This is a genomic window from Ruegeria sp. AK4 (assembly GCF_056541025.1).
Window position 1 is genome coordinate 1 of sequence record NZ_JBQFXS010000004.1, and the last position, 19,391, is coordinate 19,391.

Annotated in this window: 15 protein-coding genes; 7 read left to right on the forward strand and 8 right to left on the reverse strand. The window is 53.0% G+C overall.

The genetic code is table 11. The features are described 5' to 3' along the window. Positions 1–270 precede the first annotated feature (270 nt). Positions 271–1,083, forward strand: coding sequence for a class I SAM-dependent methyltransferase (locus ACR0EZ_RS09020; protein WP_480612418.1), 813 nt, complete (start codon positions 271–273; stop codon positions 1,081–1,083). A gap of 135 nt (positions 1,084–1,218) precedes the next feature. Here the strand turns inward: ACR0EZ_RS09020 and ACR0EZ_RS09025 are convergent, their stop codons facing one another. Then, positions 1,219–1,989, reverse strand: a complete 771-nt coding sequence (locus ACR0EZ_RS09025) for an ankyrin repeat domain-containing protein (protein WP_480612419.1) — start codon at positions 1,987–1,989, stop codon at positions 1,219–1,221. Positions 1,990–2,529: 540 nt separating this feature from the next. Between ACR0EZ_RS09025 and ACR0EZ_RS09030 the strand changes: the two genes are divergently transcribed. The 4 genes from ACR0EZ_RS09030 (at position 2,530) to ACR0EZ_RS09045 (ending at position 6,683) form a co-directional block, all read left to right on the forward strand. Continuing rightward, positions 2,530–3,426 (forward strand): sulfotransferase domain-containing protein, encoded by an 897-nt coding sequence (locus ACR0EZ_RS09030; protein WP_480612420.1) that lies wholly within the window; start codon positions 2,530–2,532, stop codon positions 3,424–3,426. A 279-nt stretch (positions 3,427–3,705) separates the two neighbouring features. Beyond that, on the forward strand, positions 3,706–4,716 hold the full coding sequence (locus ACR0EZ_RS09035; protein ID WP_480612421.1) for a GlxA family transcriptional regulator: 1,011 nt from the start codon (positions 3,706–3,708) through the stop codon (positions 4,714–4,716). Between the two features lie 894 nt (positions 4,717–5,610). After that, positions 5,611–6,159: an amino acid synthesis family protein gene (locus ACR0EZ_RS09040; protein ID WP_480612422.1), complete on the forward strand. Its 549-nt coding sequence runs from the start codon at positions 5,611–5,613 to the stop codon at positions 6,157–6,159. 98 nt (positions 6,160–6,257) lie between these two features. Continuing rightward, positions 6,258–6,683, forward strand: a complete 426-nt coding sequence (locus ACR0EZ_RS09045; protein ID WP_480612749.1) for an ester cyclase — start codon at positions 6,258–6,260, stop codon at positions 6,681–6,683. A 23-nt stretch (positions 6,684–6,706) separates the two neighbouring features. Here ACR0EZ_RS09045 and ACR0EZ_RS09050 read toward each other — a convergent pair whose 3' ends face one another. The 6 genes from ACR0EZ_RS09050 to ACR0EZ_RS09075 all read right to left on the reverse strand — a co-directional run bounded on the left by ACR0EZ_RS09050 (position 6,707) and on the right by ACR0EZ_RS09075 (position 15,916). Beyond that, a complete protein-coding gene (locus ACR0EZ_RS09050; RefSeq protein ID WP_480612423.1) occupies positions 6,707–8,770 on the reverse strand; it encodes an adenylate/guanylate cyclase domain-containing protein in 2,064 nt (687 codons plus the stop codon). Positions 8,771–8,793: 23 nt separating this feature from the next. Continuing rightward, complete coding sequence (locus ACR0EZ_RS09055; protein ID WP_480612424.1) at positions 8,794–10,119, reverse strand: extracellular solute-binding protein; 1,326 nt, start codon at positions 10,117–10,119, stop codon at positions 8,794–8,796. Positions 10,120–10,445: 326 nt separating this feature from the next. After that, positions 10,446–12,329 carry an amidohydrolase family protein gene (locus ACR0EZ_RS09060; protein ID WP_480612425.1) on the reverse strand — a complete coding sequence of 628 codons (1,884 nt, stop codon included), beginning with the start codon at positions 12,327–12,329 and terminating at the stop codon, positions 10,446–10,448. A 70-nt stretch (positions 12,330–12,399) separates the two neighbouring features. Then, positions 12,400–13,257, reverse strand: a complete 858-nt coding sequence (locus ACR0EZ_RS09065) for a carbohydrate porin (protein WP_480612426.1) — start codon at positions 13,255–13,257, stop codon at positions 12,400–12,402. Between the two features lie 314 nt (positions 13,258–13,571). Then, a complete protein-coding gene (locus ACR0EZ_RS09070) occupies positions 13,572–14,339 on the reverse strand; it encodes a DUF3299 domain-containing protein (RefSeq protein WP_480612427.1) in 768 nt (255 codons plus the stop codon). A gap of 26 nt (positions 14,340–14,365) precedes the next feature. Beyond that, the gene (locus ACR0EZ_RS09075) at positions 14,366–15,916 is read right to left on the reverse strand and encodes an amidohydrolase family protein (protein ID WP_480612428.1); all 1,551 of its coding nucleotides are present in this window, start codon (positions 15,914–15,916) and stop codon (positions 14,366–14,368) included. Between ACR0EZ_RS09075 and ACR0EZ_RS09080 the strand changes: the two genes are divergently transcribed. Further along, positions 15,906–16,910 (forward strand): AraC family transcriptional regulator, encoded by a 1,005-nt coding sequence (locus tag ACR0EZ_RS09080; protein ID WP_480612429.1) that lies wholly within the window; start codon positions 15,906–15,908, stop codon positions 16,908–16,910. The genes ACR0EZ_RS09075 and ACR0EZ_RS09080 overlap by 11 nt on opposite strands. A gap of 449 nt (positions 16,911–17,359) precedes the next feature. Here the strand turns inward: ACR0EZ_RS09080 and ACR0EZ_RS09085 are convergent, their stop codons facing one another. Continuing rightward, the gene (locus tag ACR0EZ_RS09085) at positions 17,360–18,382 is read right to left on the reverse strand and encodes a permease (RefSeq protein WP_480612430.1); all 1,023 of its coding nucleotides are present in this window, start codon (positions 18,380–18,382) and stop codon (positions 17,360–17,362) included. A 73-nt stretch (positions 18,383–18,455) separates the two neighbouring features. Here ACR0EZ_RS09085 and ACR0EZ_RS09090 point away from each other — a divergent pair, with 73 nt between their 5' ends. Further along, complete coding sequence (locus tag ACR0EZ_RS09090; protein ID WP_480612431.1) at positions 18,456–19,325, forward strand: LysR substrate-binding domain-containing protein; 870 nt, start codon at positions 18,456–18,458, stop codon at positions 19,323–19,325. Positions 19,326–19,391 lie beyond the last annotated feature (66 nt).

Here is a 19,391-nt window from a genome sequence, read left to right on the forward strand (position 1 = left end):
AAGGCTCAAAACACTTTTTGAGGAGGGTGCACCAATGATCGCCACTGATCCACACCCGAGCAATGTCCGGGCGATTGCTGCATACAAAAAAACAGGTTTCAAGGAATTGCGCCCTGCTGAGGAAACTCCTTGGGGCTTGGTTCTTCCTATGGTCGTGTACCCTTAGCCGGGAATACCCCACCGTCCGCTTCGAGCCCGAAGTGACCAACCAATGAAACTGTGCTATGAATTTATCTTTTTAGTTCAAGACCTAGTTGGGGAGCGTTCGTAATGTCATCCAAAGACAAGAATTTCACTGGGTCGATACCTGATGTTTACGACGAATATCTCGTTCCACTGATTTTTGAACCATATGCTGACGACATCGCGAAGAGGGTTGCAAATTTGAGCCCGAAAGATGTTCTTGAAACTGCTGCTGGTAGCGGTGTCGTCATCCGCGCTTTGGCACCGTTGCTGAATGAATCCACCCGCTATGTTGTCACGGATCTCAACCAGCCGATGTTGGACAGAGCGGCGAGCCAACAGCCATCTTCGGATCAAATTGAGTGGTGGCAGGCTGACGCACTGCAACTACCTTTTGACGCGGGGACATTCGACGTCGTTTGTTGCCAATTTGGTGTGATGTTTTTCCCTGATAAGATAGCAGGCTATCGGGAAGCTCTACGCGTCTTGAGGGAAGATGGTTGCTTTATTTTCAACGTCTGGGATCAGATAGAGCAAAATGAATTTGCTCAAAGCGTAACGGCGACCGTGTCACGGTTTTTTCCCGATGATCCGCCTGTGTTTTTGGCAAGAACACCTCACGGGCACGGGAACATTACTGCTATTGTCAGCGACCTTGGCAAAGCAGGATTTAGCCATGTGGATACATTCACTATTTCTGAACGAAGCCGTGCTAGTAGCTCGATGGTTCCTGCGTTGGCCTATTGCCAAGGAACTCCGCTCAGGAACGAGTTGGAAGAACGTGCGGCAGGGTTGCTAGATGAAATCACTGAAGCGGCGGCGGCTGATATTGAGAAATCCTTTGGTGTTGGCTCGATATCTGGCCGTATTCAAGGGCACGTTTTCGTCGCAAAGGCATAACAATTCTATTGTCCACTTCGTTCCGGGGGCGGCTTTAAACTGAAATTTGAGCAACGAATGCATCGAACATGATTTCACCGGTTCTAAAGCTAAGAACGGATGGCCGAATGCAGCCAACGCGAAGAAAATAGGTAACTATTCGTTGAAGGGTATTCCGAGTGACTCAAAAAGAGCGGTCATTTCGGGATTTGTATGTGAGAGGAACACTGGAGTATTCCAGTATTCCGAATTCGCAAACGGATCTGCCCCTTTTGAAACAAGCAATTCAACCATTTCGAACTGAGAGTAGTAAACTGCGAGGTGTAGTGAGGTGGTACCATCGTCCTGCGCCATATCAACGGGAATGCCTTCTTCCAAAAAGACTTTCATAACGTCGGTGGAACCTTCTTTCGCTGCCCACTGAATTGGGTACGTTCCGAGTATATCTCCAGCCGTGGCCTCGGAGTTTGCCCCACTTTCCAAAAGAAAACGAGCAATATCGGCATGATTGGACTGTGCAGCAAGGTGTAGCGGTGTCCCCGCCATGTCAGTTCCAGCCTCGATGTGAGCGCCCGCCCTTACGAGGAATTTAACTACGTCGAAATGTCCCGCAGAACTCGCCAATTGCAGCGGCGTCAATCTGTCCGGAGGATTCGCTTCGAGATCGACGATCGCGCCTGCTTCTACAAGTTTAGAGGTAACCTTGAGATGCCCTCGCGCAGCGGCCCAGTGCAGAGCGCCACCAACCACCGCATCCAACTCATTAAGATCGTATCCTTCAGTTATCAAAATGGCTAATTTGTCCAAGTCCCCCTTGCGCGCAGCTTTGTGCAACTCGCCCGCGGTTGCAGGACAAACAATAAGAACAAGAGCAAAAGTCGCAGACAACCAGGATTTACACGTGTGGGAACCATTCAGGTCAAACATGACTTCGGCAACTCCAAACCTCGTTCAGCCCATTGCTGGCATTCTAATGCCCGGCAAAGAGTTGATGAAGCAAATTGATCACGAAGAGTGTTCTCTGTGCCGACGCCGAAGCAAGATCGCCGGCAACAAGAAAGCCTATTCAGGGCTCCGGTCGATCGAATGTTGCGAGATACTTGGGATGCTCGATTCAATTGTCGTTATGGTAGTCGAACGGACGTTGCTCAACATACCGTGTGTCATCCCACAACAATAGAAGGCTTTATCCGCATAACCGAACTTGATGCGGTCTGAACCGACCCTATGACCTACTGATACTGTCAGATGACCGCTCCGAGCCCATTTTGACCGATGCTGTGTGTTGTATGAGCAGCGGCTTCTGGAACCTTCGCAACAACAACCACCAAAGTCTGCGGCTCGGATATTGCTGCCAATGGTTCGCGCATCTGAAATTGGATATCTGACCGGTCTCGACAAATAGCTATCATGCGTTACGCCGAATATGGTTAGCTACTCTTAAACACTGTGGCTCAGGAGGCCGAGATGACAGCCGTGCTGACAGAAAAACTTCGCGACTATCTCGGACCTGTAACCAACACGGATATTTGGGATGAGTTCAACTTACGCCCGAACGATATCATCGTGAATACGCCGCCCAAGTGTGGCACTACATGGACGCTGAACATAGTGATGATGCTAATTCATGGCCGCGTGGTTCCAGAAGCTGGTAACAGAGAGGACGCCCCATGGTTGGATGCCGCGTTCCGCGACCGGAAGGCGATTGCCGCATCCCAGTCCAATCTTGAGCGCCGCCGCTGTATCAAGACTCACACGCCGATGGACGGGATCGCCTATGGAGCGGAACCCACCTATATCGTCGTCTACCGCCATCCCGTGGACGTGCATTTTTCGTTCCGTAGCCACGTTGAAAACATGAAGGACAACAGTGGCTTGATTGGTATGTTCCCTCCGGACATTCGAGCGGGGTATGATCGTTTCCTAGATAGTCCACTTACCGATACGGGCACTGACGATTTGACTGTCTCGTCGATTGTTCATCACTATATGCAAGCCAAGACGCGCCAACCAAAAGGGAATGTACATTTTTTTCACTATGCTGATCTAAGCCGCGATCTGCACGGACAGATTGCGCGTCTGGCAGACATTCTCGAAATCTGTGTGTCACTGAAGACCTTAGATGAATTGGCAGAGGCCAATACATTCGCCAGCATGCGCAAGGCCGTTGAAGCCAGTGAAATGCGGTTTCATGAAAGCTCACCTTTTCACGACCAAGCAAGCTTCTTTGCATCCGGTACGTCAAACAAGTGGGAAGGCCGTCTGACGCCCGAGGATATTGGTCGCTACTCAAGCCTCTGTGCTTCGCTCCTGTCGCCGGAGGATGCGGCGTGGCTGAACTGGGGTGATCAACGCAAGCCTTAGCGTCATTTTGGCTTAAAGCCGCCGTTCGCTACTCTGCCTGCGATGGTCAGAACAGCGCCATAGTTGCGCTTAGCGGACACTAGCCCAACAGCAGCTTTGTCCGCATTGCAACCTTTGCGCGTTGGCGGCGGCGATGACGGCTATGCGGACAAATCGGCCGTTTGATCTGTGCTTACTAAAGTCCGCCTTACGCGTTTTGAGAGAATCCCGAACTTGCGGACAAAAGTTGACTTCAATATGCTTTTGTCTCCATGAATTGAGTTCTGGTTTGGAGCATTTGTGCCACAGGAAAGCACCGACATCGAAGAGGGCATGTCAACCTGCCAGACCAATGGCCATCAGACCCCACATTTCTTTCACTTTGTTCTGCTGGAAGGATTTTCTTCTCTCTCACTCAACTCAGCGCTCGAGACGCTCCAGAACGCGAACCTTGTTGCAGGTCGCACCCTTTATGGCTGGCAGTTTTGTGGCCTTACCAGCGATCCGGTTGTTTCAAGCATAGGTGTTGCAACTGAGGTCAGCGCAAAGTTGAGTGACGTGAGCGCCGCAGAAGATATCGTCATTGTATCCGGTGAGAACGTCTTTGATCTGGATGTTAGGACGTTGAAGGTTTGGGCGGGTCGCATGGCACGCGGTTCGACCCGTGTGACCGGACTAGGTACAGGTGCTATCGCGATGGCCAAAGCCGGGTTGTTGGGAAGTGCTCCGGCAGCTCTTCATGCCTGGTACTGCAAAGGATTTTCGGAGCAGTTTCCAAATGTTGAATTGAGCAATCGAACGCATGTTTTTGAAGGCTTACGGTGTTCCAGCTCCGGTGGTGTATCCGGCATAGATTTGTTTCTGGACTTCGTAGCACTCGAACACGGAGAAAAGTTTGCTGATCTGGTCTCTGAGGCGATGTGTTACACGCCTTTGCGGCAAATTCAAAAATCGATTGATATCGCGACACCCAATAGTTTGACCATTCTTCATCCTACTGTCTCAAAAGTCATTGCCGAGATGGAACGCACAGTTGAGGAACCTGCATCTCCTGCGCAACTCGCGCAGAATGCCAACATTTCCACGCGTCAACTTGAACGGCTTTTCAAGCGCTACCTTGGTGCATCGCCAAAGCGGCATTTCATGCGACTGAGGCTGCGCGAGGCTTACCGGCTTCTGGTGCAATCCCGCATTCCGATTACCGAGGTCGCTCTTGCAACTGGATTTTCTTCGACCAGTCATTTTTCCAAATGTTTTCGTGCAGAGTTTAAGCGTACTCCGCACGAATTGAGGGGAAAACAGGCTACTTGAGCTTTGACGTTCGGAGCAGATGAATAACCGTTGGCGTTCCCAATCACATCGCTAAAAACGGACATCGATGCGAAACGTGGCGTCCGGTTGCCTGGATTGGAAGCAGACAATCCGGAATTCACAATGACTAGGCGACGTCCGCTCTGCGGACAAAGCTGCCGTTCTTGTCGATCGAGTTCAGTTTTTCGGCCGAGTGAGCGGCAGCAAAGGTTTTATTGAGTTTGCAATTGATGCTCTGATAGTCGGTTGCGGCAGCAGAGACGTCTTTTGTGTTAATTCGAACCTCCAAACAATCCCAAGTGAACGACCAATGCACTCTGCGCGACGTCGATGAAATCGCCCTCCGAAATCGCCCAGACCTGCTCTGCACGCCCTGTACCTTTCGGTAGCACGTTCTCCCGAGTCCTTATCGTTTAACATCATGACAACAGCTCGATACCCATATTTCTCACCACGAATACACTCCTCGAGGCTCTCATCCGTCGTACCTTTGTACCAAGTGCATTCCGTGAGGATGAAGGATTCAATCTTTGGCGGAACGGAAATATTGCCATCTGGCCATGCTAATTCGCACGCCCACGCGGGAGCAGCACCTAAGACGGCAACCAATAATATGTGTGATGCGCGCATTAACTTACCCCCCCCCAGGAAAAAGATGTACTCAATTTGTACCACAAACCCGCGTTATTGTAGAACTCGATCACCGGCGACTGATCGCATTCGAAGGTCAACTTGGGTTCGCCACCAACCAATTACGCGTACCCCAGAGAGTGACCACTTCGAGCCCGAAGCAGACTTCAGAAAGTATCAATCGATGTATAAAGGGCAAAATTCGAAGTCGACGCGCGGCCGATTTGTCCGCAGTATGCCTCAACGAGGGAAATGGGGGCATTCATGGTCGAGGCGCGCAAAATTGTAATAGTGCGAGAGCACATAACGTCCGATGCCTTTGGCGTGCAATGTGATGAGGTGTGCCGCGTTGCGGCCGCTGCAGTTTTTCGAAACCCAATGGCAGGCCGTTTCGAAGCAGACCTCGCACCACTTTTTGAGATCGGGGCGGAACTTGGGCAACACCTCGCTGAACAAGCCGTTTCGCAGCTTAAAGGAGCACCAGTATCTTATGGGAAGGCCGCGATTGTTGGGGTTTCCGGAGATATGGAGCATGGTGGCGCAGTCATACATCCCAGACTTGGCGCTCCGATGCGAGCCGCTGCCGATGGGGGCGACGCCGTCATTCCATCCAACGTAAAGATTGGAGCGGCTGGAACTTCAATCGATTTGCCGCTTGGCCACAAAGACAACCCCTGGTCCTTCGATCATTTCGATACAATGACGCTTTGTGTGCCGGATGGGCCGCGTCCCGAAGAAATAGTCATGTTTTTGGCATATGCAGATTGCGGTCGCCCCATCCCGAGATGCGGAAGTGGGCCCATCAAAACGTAGAAGTTCCTTTAGCCACTCAATTCCCATGAGAGGTCTTCGAATTGTCGGTGTAAGTGCGTGTGCACACTGCCCACACTTAAATGAGAGGTATCAAAGCAATGCACCCCACGGAGAAAATAGTTCGGCAGTTTCACGAGTCCTGGGATATGCGTGACCCCGACCGAGGCGCAGCCGTAATTTCTGAGGATTGCGACTTTGAGGACATCGCGCGTGGCGAGAAACTTGCCGGAAAGGAAGCGTACAAAGCAGACTACCACCGCTGGCGCGAGGCTTTCCCCGATGGGCTGTGCAAGGTTGAGAATGTCGTAGTCAGCCAATGCGGCGAGTGGGCTACTGTCGAGTTCCGAAACACGGGCACGCACACTGGTACGCTGCGCTCAAGCCTTGGAGATTTCCCGCCAACTGGAAGGCGGGCCGAAGTCCGCTATTGCTCGGTGATGCGTGTTAAGGACGGGAAGGTGGTTGAGGGACGTGACTACTATGACAGCGCCACCATTGCGCGACAACTTGGACTGGTCGAATAGGACGCTAAGCCTGCTTGGTTCGGTCAGTTATTCCCGTTCAGCAGAATAAGTAGATGTTTGATTTCCTTTATCGCTTGAGCGCGGTCATCGTGTGATATCTTTTTCATCTCTAATGTGACGCTTAGACCGTCTCGGGAAATCGTGTGCATTGGCTCTACGACCGTCTCGTCGATAGCAGGCAGATCTACAAGATAGTTTCTAACCGGTTTATCAAAGCCCTTCACGATCCTAGGTTCCGACTCTGTTGCGTTGAACTGGTCACGAACCAGAGAAAATGTCTCATGCGCGATCGCAATTCTCCCTGGTTCAGCCAGTGTTTGAAGCCGAGCGGCAAGGTTCACTTCATTGCCGATGATCGTGTAGTCCATTCGGTCTTCGCTGCCGAAGTTTCCCACCGTACAGTAACCTGTGTTGACGCCAATCCGCATCCTGAAGGGTTTCTCGATACCCAAGTCCCTCCATTGGCGCTCAAGTTCTTTTCCTCGTAACTGCATTTCAACCGCGGTCCGCACGCACGCAGCGGCATCTTTGCGAACACCAAGCGTTTCGGGGTCTCCGAAAAACATCATGATCTCATCACCGATGTACTTATCGATCGTGGCCCCGTTACGGAGTGCGATCTGCGACATTTCGGTCAGGTAGTTGTTCAGCAGATTGGTGAGTTCTTCGGATTCGAGTGTGTCGGCGGTTTCAGTGAAGCCAACGATGTCGGCGAACAAAACAGACAGTTTCTTTCGCTTACTCGCTATTTCCACTGTTTGCTGGCCGCTGAAAATAGAAGAATAAATCTGCGGTGAAAGGTATTTGGACAACTGCGCCGATAACCCTTCGAGGGTCGCGTTTTTCCGGGACACCATTTCAGTAGCCTCCTCGGCGCGCTGTTTCGCTTCAAGCAAGGCTAATTCAGATTTTTTCTGCTCTGTCATGTCAGCGTAAATTGCCACGGTTCCGCCATCACTTGTTTTGTGTTCCGTAACCTCTATCCATCGATCGGGCATGTGTCGTTGAATAAAAGGACCTACCGGGTCCTTGTGACGGCGGAGCCGATCATCAATCCAGCCTTCCTCTCGATCGATCGCATCGATGATCTGACCCGAACGCGCTGCCGCCTCAACGACATCCTTGAAGAAGGTGCCTGGTTTGAGAGCTTCGTTGGTGTTTGGCTGTACAAGATCTTGATAGCGCCGGTTGGACAGGATGAGGCGATCCTCACTGTCGTAAAGAGAAAACCCTTCCGCGATGCTCTCGATGGCATCGATGAGCCGCTGCCGTGCTTCAGCTACTTGGCGCAGATTTTTTTCCTCAACTTCCACTGCCGTATCTCTGAATACTTTGAGTGCCTTTGCCATTTCAGAGATTTCGTCTCTTGCTTTGGATTCGGGCACAAATGCACGCAGGTCACCACTAGCGATGGACAACATAGAGCGGCTCAAACTACTCAAGCGTGCAACAAAATGACGATCAACGACCAGCCAGGTGAAGACCAGCAGCATAACAACTGTAAGAACACCAATGGCGATGCCAGCTATGATCGGTCGATTGTGGATTTCCCGCTCGCGGTCTACAGCGATTTGTAAGTCCGCACGCAAACCAACAGTGAGTTCGTCTAGCGCACGTGACAAAGAAACAAGAGCTGCATCAAGAAATATCGCTCTTTCCAGCAAGGTATCCATATCTGCCGCATCCACCGAAAGTGCCGCTGTTGTTGCTTCCAACTCGCTACGGACGCGGTCAAAAGCTGCTAGAACTGCCGCCTCTGAGTCACTGGCACGTTGATCTGTTACGCCCACACCAATAGCCCTTATTCGCTCACTCAGCAGTTCGAATCCGACTCGGAATGGTTGGACATCATCGCTCTGTACTGCGCCATCGGTCATAAAGGAGACAGGCAATTGTTTTGCTTCAGCGCGCAGATCGGTAACCAGGTCAACAGCAGCGAAGCTGTTTTCAATGGTCTCATGCGCAGATGAAATGAAATTCACCGCGTGCTGCAATTCGCGAATGAAGACGTTTACAAGCAGGATTTGCAAAATAAGAAGCGCGACCGGAACTGTAATAGCAAGAAGTAGCTTGTTCCGAATGCGCATGGGCCTAACCTTTTGTGATTGGGTTAAATTTTACCTGCTTCGCGCCACTTGTCGAAAATTGGTGCAATGGCGGCGCCAGCCAGATCCATTGCCTCTTGAGGTGTGGCACCTCCTTTTGCCACGCGCGCAAACATTTCAGGAATAATACGGCGGTTTAGCACCTCGTCGGTCGCTGCATTGGAGTGCCCGGGAAATCCGAGGTTTGTAAGGGTGTCGGGCACATCTGAGAGAACGTCGTACCGTCTGCTTGCTTTGGATGCGTCATGGATCAGTTCGCCAAGATCGGGAACGGCACCCGGAAAAGTTGGCATGTTCTGGAACCCACTTTTGGCAAGGCCATCCTGGAATGAACCGATGTAATCTAGGAGAAATTTTTGTGCGCCATCGATGTTACGAGCGAAGCGCCAAATAACAAACGTATTTGTGGCAAACGCGGGGCCACCCCGCCCAGATGGTCCACCGGGCAATTTTGCCAACGTTAGATAAGGCTCTACAGGCAAGCGTTTTGCCTCTGCTGCTCGAACCACAGACATCGTATCAATGGTTAAACTCGCGGCTCCGGACAACATCGCTTGATTATTGGATGCAGATGTCCAATTGAGGACTTCCGGTGACATCGTTTCTTCATAAAGAGCTTTGCCAAATTTCAGAACCTCAAGGGTATTTGGGGAGACCAGTGAAGGGCGCCCGTCCTCATTTTGAACAAACGATCCGAAAGCCGCCATCAATGCCCGCAGGCTGTGGTCCGCATTATGTTCAGGCGCTAAACTGAGTCCCAAAGGAGCTTCGTGGAGCAGTTTCGCTGCGCGCCCCGCTTTTCTGATGTTGTCCCAATTGTCCGGGATAGTTCCTACCGCGCTCCAGACGTCACTTCGGTATGTGACGAGCGTAGGCGCATAACTTTCCGCAAAGCCATGGTAGCGTCCCGTGCGCGGATTAACGATGCTCTGGTGCACAAATTCGAGAGCTTCGCCAAATCGCTTTTCACATTCGATGTGAATGTCTTTGTGATCGATCGTATAATCTTCCAGCGATGGCCGTGGTGAAAGAAAGAGCACCAGATCGTGCCCCTCACCAGCTTTCACTTCTTCCGCTGCAAGCCGGTCGATTTCGCCAAGGCCCACATTCGATACCATGACTTCTGTGTCGTTCTCGCGCGACCACTTGTCGACAAACTCGTCGTTGAACCATACTTCGTATGCTGGGACAAAATTTTTCCAACGCATGATACGCAGCACTTTCTGCGACGCAATCGCCTTGGATGACAACAGAGCAGGCGCAACAAGACCAGCGCCACAAAAAACACTTAAACCGGAAATGATGTCTCTTCGGTTCTTCAATGGTTTCAAGACCTGCTTTCAGAATTATCTGAACGTTTGGTTCAGCGCGCATCGGATTTCGCGCTTTCCTGTTCGCGATAGCCATTCAATGAACTTTGTGAATTGTAATGCAGTGTCGGCCACGTTGTCTATCGACGCCCTTGAACGCGCACAACGCCACCTCTCGTGAAATTCGACGCAAACAGAACATGTCTGTTTTGGGCTCGGAGCGGCCATTCATCGCGGTCGATGCAAGCGACTGCTATGCGGATAAAGCTGCCGTAAGCTGACTGGTTGCGGATGACCGGTTTCAGCCTAAAACAAAGCTTCGTTTCTCGATGCTTGGTCTCTGCAAGTCAGTTTGCTCTGCGTTGTTCCGACTGATTAGGCATAGAACCTCCCGTTTTTGACATCATAGCCTTCGCATAGTCGCGTTTTGCTTGCGCAGGGTCCTCGAAGCGAGCATGCACGACGCAAAAGAAAAGAGCACCGTCACTAAGACCGTGGCGAGGTGTAAACCAATCAAAGGGTTCGGTCGGCTCTACCGATGCAGTCTGTTTGGCTGGTGAAGTGGCAGGTGCGACACTGGCTTCACTATTTGTAATGTCATCTAGCAGTGTTGGACGGGCAGTGCCGGTATCCGGTGTGAGAATACCCATGATCTGCTCGCGGCCAGCAAGAACGAAACGCCCTTGTTCTTCGACCGGAAACCGGATCGGCTGTCCCGCATAAACATCGCGCTGCACTTCACTTTTTTTTACAACGATGGTTCCGTTAACGAGCACATACGGAATGCCATCTGACGGAAGACCTTGCTGACCGAGAGTATAGTTCGCCTTTTCGGTCACAGTCTCCGGATTAAAAATCGTGATGTCCGCGACCATGCCTTCTTGCATTCGCCCACGCACCTGCATTGCTCGCAAGCCTGTGTCACCTAATCGCTTAGCGTGGATGTAACTTAGCTGGGTGAGTGTGAGCATAAGAGGAACATTCGCTTCGCGGGCCAGTCTCAAGACAAGCGCGTGGCTGCCTGCTGACCGAGGATGCCCAGCATAGTCTTCGTATGGAGCATCCCAACTCATCAAGTTGCCCTCGATGTCTAGCCCGGCCATACCGTCGCCCGAGATGCCATAGCCCGCGATGGTGATCCAATCATTCAGCCATTGCTCCCTTGGCGGGCTGAAAACAATTGCCGTCCGTCCTGGTTCATTCTCAGCAAAGCTCAAAAACTCGTCTTTTGTAACGAAGCGATCAAGTTGGGGGTCAAAGATGGTGTCTTCGTATTTGTACCCCATTGAGCCTTCCCAATTTTCGGGGGCAATTATCGAGGCTCCGTAGTTTCCTGATCCAGCGGTCCAAGGATAGTAACTAGACCAGACGTTGTAGCCTTGATCGCGGGCCATCTGGAGTTTTTCCTGATTTTCCCACCACCCATAATCATTGTCGTGATGAATGTGCAGCGGTGCGCCAAGCACCATCGCGTTGACCAAAATCTCATTTACACCCGTCTGTGTTTCTGTCGGTGTCGAAGCGCTGGGGTGAAATCGGTGATGGACAGAGGTCAATCTACCATAACGCGCCGCAGCCCGCTGTGCCTCGATCATCTCATAGGTCGTGATGCCTTCACGTGCATAGCCGATGGTCGATCCGACGCCGAGGGCCCCAAGACGCAGTCCTTCATCAAGCTGCGCAGTGATTTCGTTCATCTGCTCACGGTTGCTTGGTACAGAAGACCATCCTTCAACACCGTCCTCCACGGATTGTGCCCTCAATGCGAAAAAGTTCCGGAAGTCTATGTTCCCACCTTCCAGCACAAGGCCGTCATGCACCCGCATCCGTGCGAATTCTTGCCCAACGACCGTGCCATAGTTTGCCTGCGTCGCGGCTTCGCGCGCTCCATACCATTCATCGATGTTCGCCGCCCCAACCTCGAAGTCCATTTGAGTCGTAACGCCATCACGAAGGTTTACCTTGATACCCCAAGGGTCCAGCCCATGCTGTTCGAGATCGATAAACCCGGGAGCCACAACGTGCCTTGTCGCGTCAATGACCTCGCTACCGTCAATTTCATCGTCAGTAATCGCAGTGATCCAGCCGTTGCTTATTCCAACGTTAGCGATCTGGTCGAACCCGGTTTCCGGGTCCATTACCCGACCGTTGAGTATGACGACGTCGTAAGTTTGCGCGAAGCACACAGTCGAACAAACAGACAACGTGCCTGCCAAAAACAAGGTACGCATGTAAAAGATCCTCCCTTTAATCGACAAAACTGAATGTTTCGCTATTTTTGGCGTCTACCTTCGAACCATCTCAGAAAACGATCCGGGTTCTTAGGCCGAACAGCGTAATGCTATTCTGAGTGGGGTTCAGCAGCGGGTCAGAAATGTACTGCAGGGACGGCGTGATCTGCAGTCCGGGTGAGATTGAAAACCGGTAGAATGCTTCCAGCGTGAACTGATCGCCATCTATGCCTCGGGCCTCGGCCCAGTTCAGGCCCAGGCCGGCCAGATCGGTATTGCGACCATAGTAGCCCAGACCGGCAGAAACCGACCGGTCGTAAAGCGCGGCGGTCCCTTTTGAGGCCCCTGCCCGAAAGAATGGCATCCACTTATTGTCAACAAACCATGCGGCAGAAAACGCAGCGCCGTAGTCTTCTGCTCGACTACTATCTTCGGCCGCATCCGCATGCCAGAGGGTCAGATGGACATTGTCGAAATAGATGCGATCAAAGCCGGACGTGTACCCAAGTTCGAGTGTTTTGAAGAGATTGCCGTCGCTGAACACATCAAAGTTTGGATCAGACGGATCGGCATTTGCGTCTGCAACGCTCGCGACAGCGTAGAAGTTTTCGCTCAGCTTGATCCCACCGGCAATGCCAAGACCCGGGTTGGGCGCGTTGAGTGTCGGGTTGGTGTTGAATGACAGGTTTTGGAAGCCACTATAGGGACTGACCAGTCCATAGATGTCCACAAAGTCCGTCACATCAATCTGGCCGATTTGCAACGTCCAAGCGCCGCTCTCGGCCCTTTGGGTCCAGAACAGGTTGGTCAGCAGTAATCCATTGTCGTTAAAGGCTGTGCCGGTGATCGAAAGCGCCCCGCCATCCAGCCCAAGGAACTGCGGGGCCACATCGGTATAGCTGTGCCGGTCTTCGATCTTGAATGTCACAGAGCCCCGTTCATTCGCCTGCCAATTCCCGTAGAAACGCGCAATTCCGCTAGCCGCTTCGCCGGTTCCCAGATCAGCATTCGTGGTTTGGCCTAGCGCCAGGTAATCAATATTGAACCGAAACCCGCCCCCAGCCAACCGGTCTTTCCACTCAAACCAACCCGGTGCGATGTTGCGTGGAAAGTCGGAACGATATTGTGGGTCGGCCAATCCATCTCCGGGGGCAAGATCAGCTTCGACCGAAGAGGGCCCAGACAGTCCTTGCGCCGACGCTGCGCCAGCAAAGGCAATACTCAATGTAGCAACCAGAAGTCTTACCATTCAGACGCCTTTGCCCCACCGGTCTTGCGATCTCCCGCTGCCCGGATGCGATCGGCGGCACGCTGCTTCCATTCCAGCCTGTCTGCTTCGGTTTCAAGAGTTTCGATACGTTCCGTCTCCAACTGGAAAGTCGCATTCATTGGCATGAGGCCGTCCACAACCATCATATTCTGAACAGAAGGATCGATGGTCAGCATGCCCGTCAGCCGAACGGGTTCATGGAAATAGCGGGGCGCCCAGTCCCCGTTCAACCGCACACGGATCATTTGGTTGGGCGAAGGTGGCGGCATATGACTGCACATCCCGCGTTCCGGAACCAAATACGCGACAGGCCGCCCGTCCGGATCATTCGGAGCAGGAATGGCAAAGCCCGCCAGTGTGATTGTTTGTCCGTCGAATTGTGGGTTTCCGTTTGTCCCTGCCTTTCTTCGACGTTCCATCACAACTTCGCGCTGATCGAGCAGCCAGTCGACATCAATTCCATTAGTTGCCAAGGCATCCTCAGTCTCGGTCAAAAGCATTTGCCACTTTTGCCGCTGTTCTTCGCTGCCACCATCCTGCTGCAGCCTGCCGCGCAGCCGCACGACATAGAGGACATCGTCAAATTGTTCGGGACTTAGATCGCGATAGGGGTCCTCATAAACCTGCACAGACGGGTCTGGCAGGTCGGCCCAATCTAATGCGGTTTCAGGCGTCGCCAGCGCAGAATGCCCACACCAAAAGAACCCTGCGAATATTACCCCGCGAAACCAATGGTGCATAAATTCTCTCCGGCTACTTAGACAGGTCAATTCAGTGTGTTTTTGTAGACAACGCCATCTTTCATGATCAGTCGAATCGTATCAGGGCTTTCTGGCCTCGGGCCGGCACCGAACCACTGATCACCCGTACCAACCACCGAGAAATCCTCGAGCGGGTTACCGTCGATCAGCAGGATATCCGCATAGGCGCCTTCTTCGATCACACCCAGTTTCCCAGCGGTATACGGGTTCATGAAGTCACCTGACAAAGCGACCACCTCGCCACCTGTCGATGTCAGCGTGACCATGGATGTGTAGGGCCCGAAAAACTCGTTGTTCAGGTGCTTTTCGTAGGCAATCTGGATATTGCACGCCTCAACCGAACCAACGCAGTCGGTCTGAAACCCTCGCTTCACAGGGCATTCCTTCATGTTCTCGATATAGCCTGCAAAGGTGGCCGAGGCAGACTTGGCTTTGGCAAGGCTCGACGGGACGTTTGCCACTGCCGGAATATCGAGCAGTCCGGGATCGAAGGCCGTCAGGTTGGTGGTGATGTACGCCCCTTTTTCGTTCATGACCTGGGCAATTTCACAGTCAAACGAGAAGCCGTGTTCGATGGACATGACGCCTGCATCAAGCGCACTCAGGATCGCTTCCTTACGATACGAATGCGCCATGACGTAGCTGCCATACTCATTAGCCACTTGCACGGCGGCCCTGATTTCCTCAGGCGATCCGGCTAGTAGCTGCCATGGGTCAAAAGCCGAAACCACACCGCCGGATTGCATGAACTTCAACTGGGTCGCACCCATGCGGAAGTTGTTACGCGCAAATCTGTAAACGTCGTCCACACCGCTTACCTCCTGCGCCAAGTTCAGACGGCTCATGTTGGTCTCTGAACCCGGTGGAGTGGTGAAATTCGCGAAGTCAGCGTGACCGCCGCGCGTTCCGATAAATGCACCGGAAGGAAAGTAGCGCGGTCCGTCAATTTGGCCTGCGTCAATTGCGCGGCGTAACCCGCCATTGGCCCCACCCGCATCCCTGACTGTGGTGAAACCCTGCATCAAATACATCTCGGCCATCCGTGCACCGTGAATGGCAAAATCTTCCCACGTTGTGTTGGCCTCCATCGCGGGCAAGGTCGGCCCCATCAGCATGAGGTGCGCGTGCAGTTCGATAAACCCGGGAGTCAGTGTCCGCCCCTCTCCGTCAATGACCGTGGCATTGGGGGCATCAATCGCATCGGTTGAGACGGCCTTGATCAGGTTGCCCTCGACCAGAACGCTGGCATTTTCGATACGCTGTTCATTCACACCGTCGAAGACATGCACGTTGGTAAACAGAGTTTGGGGTTCCTCCTGATCCTGAGCTTGCGCTGAGATTCCAAAAGAGAGACCTGCAGCGACAATTGCCGCCGAGCAAAGAGACATTCGCAGACCGGACATAAGTACTCCCTTCATATTCATGTTTTGCCAACTGTAGTCCGGAAAGTTTTGCCTCGGTTGCCACTTTTGAATTAGGATGTTCGAATGTGATTGTAAAAATGGCCACTGAATAAAACTGCTAATCCTAACAAGAGTGACGAGCTTGCCTTTCAACTCCACCTCCCGAGAGCATAGCGAGGGCTTTATTCGCCTCTCCTTAGCTGCTCCGTTTCTGCAATATCTCACCGAACGTAAGATCAATCCGCAACCAGCATTGGATCAAGTCGGCTTGAAAGCCGAACTGTTGTCTGACCCATCCGTGTTCGTTCACTCAGAGTTGGTCTACGGTCTGGTGAATGCCTTCTCAGAAGTGTCAGGGGATCGATACCTTGGACTGAATGTAGGGGAGACGTTTGACCTGCAAGAGTGGCCTCCGTTCGCTCAAGCCCTGCAGACTACAAAAACACTATTCGAGTTTTTTACCCGATTTGTCGGGCTTGTGCCTCAGGAGTCCAATTCTGTTCGGCACAGCCTTATCATTGAAGCGGACAAAGCGACTTATCGTATCGATAGACAACAGGAACCAACTGTCCCACCCATACAGGTAACCGGTTTTGGTGCCGCAATCTATGTACGCCTATTGCAGACCGTCGTCGGCGATTCCTGGGACCCTTCGCGTGTGCGATGGGAAAGCAGATACATCAATGGTCTGCCTATCGACTACAAAGGGATCGAAGTTGGCGTGGGAACCGATCCCGGAATGCAAATCAGTTTTCCTGTGGAATGGTTGTTTTTGCATCATGTCTCTGAGGGCTCTGCCAAACCCATAGGCTCGCCTCGACAAGATGAAGAGGTATCCGTGGTGGCAGCTTTGCGATCTGTCTTACGCGACAAACTAGATGAAACCGATTTGGGACCAAATGTGGTGGCTGGATTGCTGGGAATACAGCAGGAGAGGTTTGTGAAAGCGCTTCAGCAACAAGGCACAACGCTACCCCGTGAAATCAAACGGCTGCGTGTCGATATCGCCAAGGAGCACCTAAAAGAAGACCGGATGACCATTGCGGAGATTGGTCTGATTCTTGGCTATTCCGACAAGTCCCATTTCACTCGCTTTTTCCGAGGTCAAACCGGAATGACACCGACCAAGTTCCGCCTTGGCGCGTAATTAAGTTGCAAATACTTGGACTGGTTATCCACGGCTTAACAAGTGCGGGCCGATAAGAATTTGAAACACATTTTTTGGAGCCCCAATCCAAGGATCGCAACGAGACAATTGCCCCCATACCGCACCATGTTCAACCCAGTTTGCCGAGAAGCAGACAAACAAGCACGATGAACTGGCTGTTGACGAGTTCTCCCATGTGGACTCCTACTACAAGCTCGAGGCCGTGAAGGTGTCGGCAGATGCTGTGGCGGAGTTCTTCAATAAGTGAACCAACAAGGCAGAAGTCTCAGATTAGCCTCTGCCGAATTACCGATAAGCGGACATTGTTCTTCAGCGCAGCATCAAGCAGTTTGGGGCTCTGAGCAGTCGTCCGCTGCGCCAGCCACGAATAGCGGCATCCGGACCATTTTGCCGTTCACTGAACGTCTGCATCCCGTTAACGCTGAATCTCAGACGATCCACCCAAAGACATACCCCGCCCCGAGTGACCCCAGAACTGCAAGCAGCAGATAGAGCATGAACGGTTGCAATTTGAGCACCGGTGCGATGGCCATAGCACCCCAGATGCTTACCGCGCCGCCCGAAACAAGGAACGCCATCGCTGCCCCTTCGGACATGCCGTTGTCGATCAACCCTCGTGTCAGCGGGAGCGCAGCGTAACCGTCGATATAGGCCGGGGCACCGACGAAGACAGCGGCGGGTATGGCCCACCATTTGTCTTCGCCAACATATGCGGCCAGTGCGCCCGGTGTAAGGGCCGCGTTCAAGGAATACTCCGCGGCAAATGCCGGAATCAGGCAAATCAGGATAAGCCGCGTGGTTGCCCAGACCTGTTTTCTGAAAGCACGACGACGCGCCTCAGACCGCCAGACCCAAGGATCAAAGGCCTGATCTTCACCGCATCGTACAGCACTTAGCTGGCGCGCCAGGCCATTGTCCCGAAGCGCATTCTCGGCCCAGGGCATCTTGACGAACAGGCCGGTGACCGCGCCGCCGAATAGACCCAATCCGAAAGCGGCAAGCATCTTGCCAATCGCAAAGCTCAGACCAAGGGTCGCCGCTGTTGTCGCGAGCATTGCGGGGTCCGTTATCGGAGAGGACAGCCAGAAGGCCATGATCGGAGCGAGTGGTACGCCCGCAGCTAGTAGTCCGGCCATCAAAGGCAGAACGGTCACACCGCATACGGGCGTGATGGCTCCAATGAGCGAGGCTGCCAGAACCGTCCTCAGTGTCCTTCCCTCGAAGGCACCAGCGATGTGGGTGTCCGCGCCGCTTGCGATGATCCAGGCTGCAAGCACGATGCCCGGAATGACGATGGGGGCCACGACAATCAGGCCCCATAGGACAAACTTTGCTGCGTTTGCGGTGTGTTCCGGCCAGGCAAGACAGACGCCTGCCAGCAGCAGCAAAGACACGCCCCACACCAGGGGTTTCCGGTTAGGTGGTTGGTGGGCAACTGTCTGATTTGACATGGGGTACTCCTCTGACCTTGAAAAATAGTGCGGCACAAGGCATCTGTGAAACGCATAGTTTCAATTTCCGATATTGGAAAAACTGATGGAAAATCTGGATAGCGATCTTCTGCGAACCTTCGTCGCCGTGGCTGATGCCGGAAGCGTCACGGACGGTGCTGCCCGCATCCACCGGTCGCAATCTGCGACAAGTCTTCAAATCAAGCGCCTCGAGGCGATCCTGGGTCAGCCGGTCTTTGACAGGCATGGTCGCGGGGTGGTCTTGAGCGAAACGGGACGAAAGCTATTTACAGTCGCGCAGGAGGTGACGGCACGTCTCGACGCGGCGCTACTAGAGATTTCACAGAACACAGTAAGCGGCAAACTGCGTTTGGGCATACCCGACGATCACGGGCGCGCCAGACTTGCGGCGATCATTGCGACCTTTGCCCGTCAACATCCGAAAGTCGAACTGGATGTCACCTGCGCCTTGAGTACAAGTTTTCCAGAAGCCCTCGATAAAGGGGCGCTGGACCTTGCGGTCTATGAGGTCGAAAGCCCGTCCAGTCACGAGGAGGTTGTTTATGAAGACCCGACATGTTGGGTTTCGTCGGCGCACCGGCACTTTCGGGCCGATGAAAGCCTTCCAGTGGCCTTGTTCGATCATGCGTGTTGGTGGCGCGACGCGGCGGTCATTTCATTGCAAGCCCGCGGAAAACCATATCGCGTTGTCTACTCTAGCCAAAGCGTCTCTGGTGTGATTGCAGCAGTAGAAGCCGGGATCGCAGTGGGTCTTCTCAGTCGCTCCTCGCTGCTCGGCAGTCTATCGGTGGTGAACGATGCATTGGGCCTTGGAAACACGCCTGCGTCCAAGCTGGTGATGGCATCCAGCAAGCCAAAAGAACAAGGGCCTCAGGACGCTATGAAGGCCGCGATCCGAGCCGCATTTTTCGCCAACCCATGAAAAAGCCGACCTTGGCTGCGCGCTGTCAAATGGGCAGGTCGGGCTCGTTGATGACGTTCTCTGTGG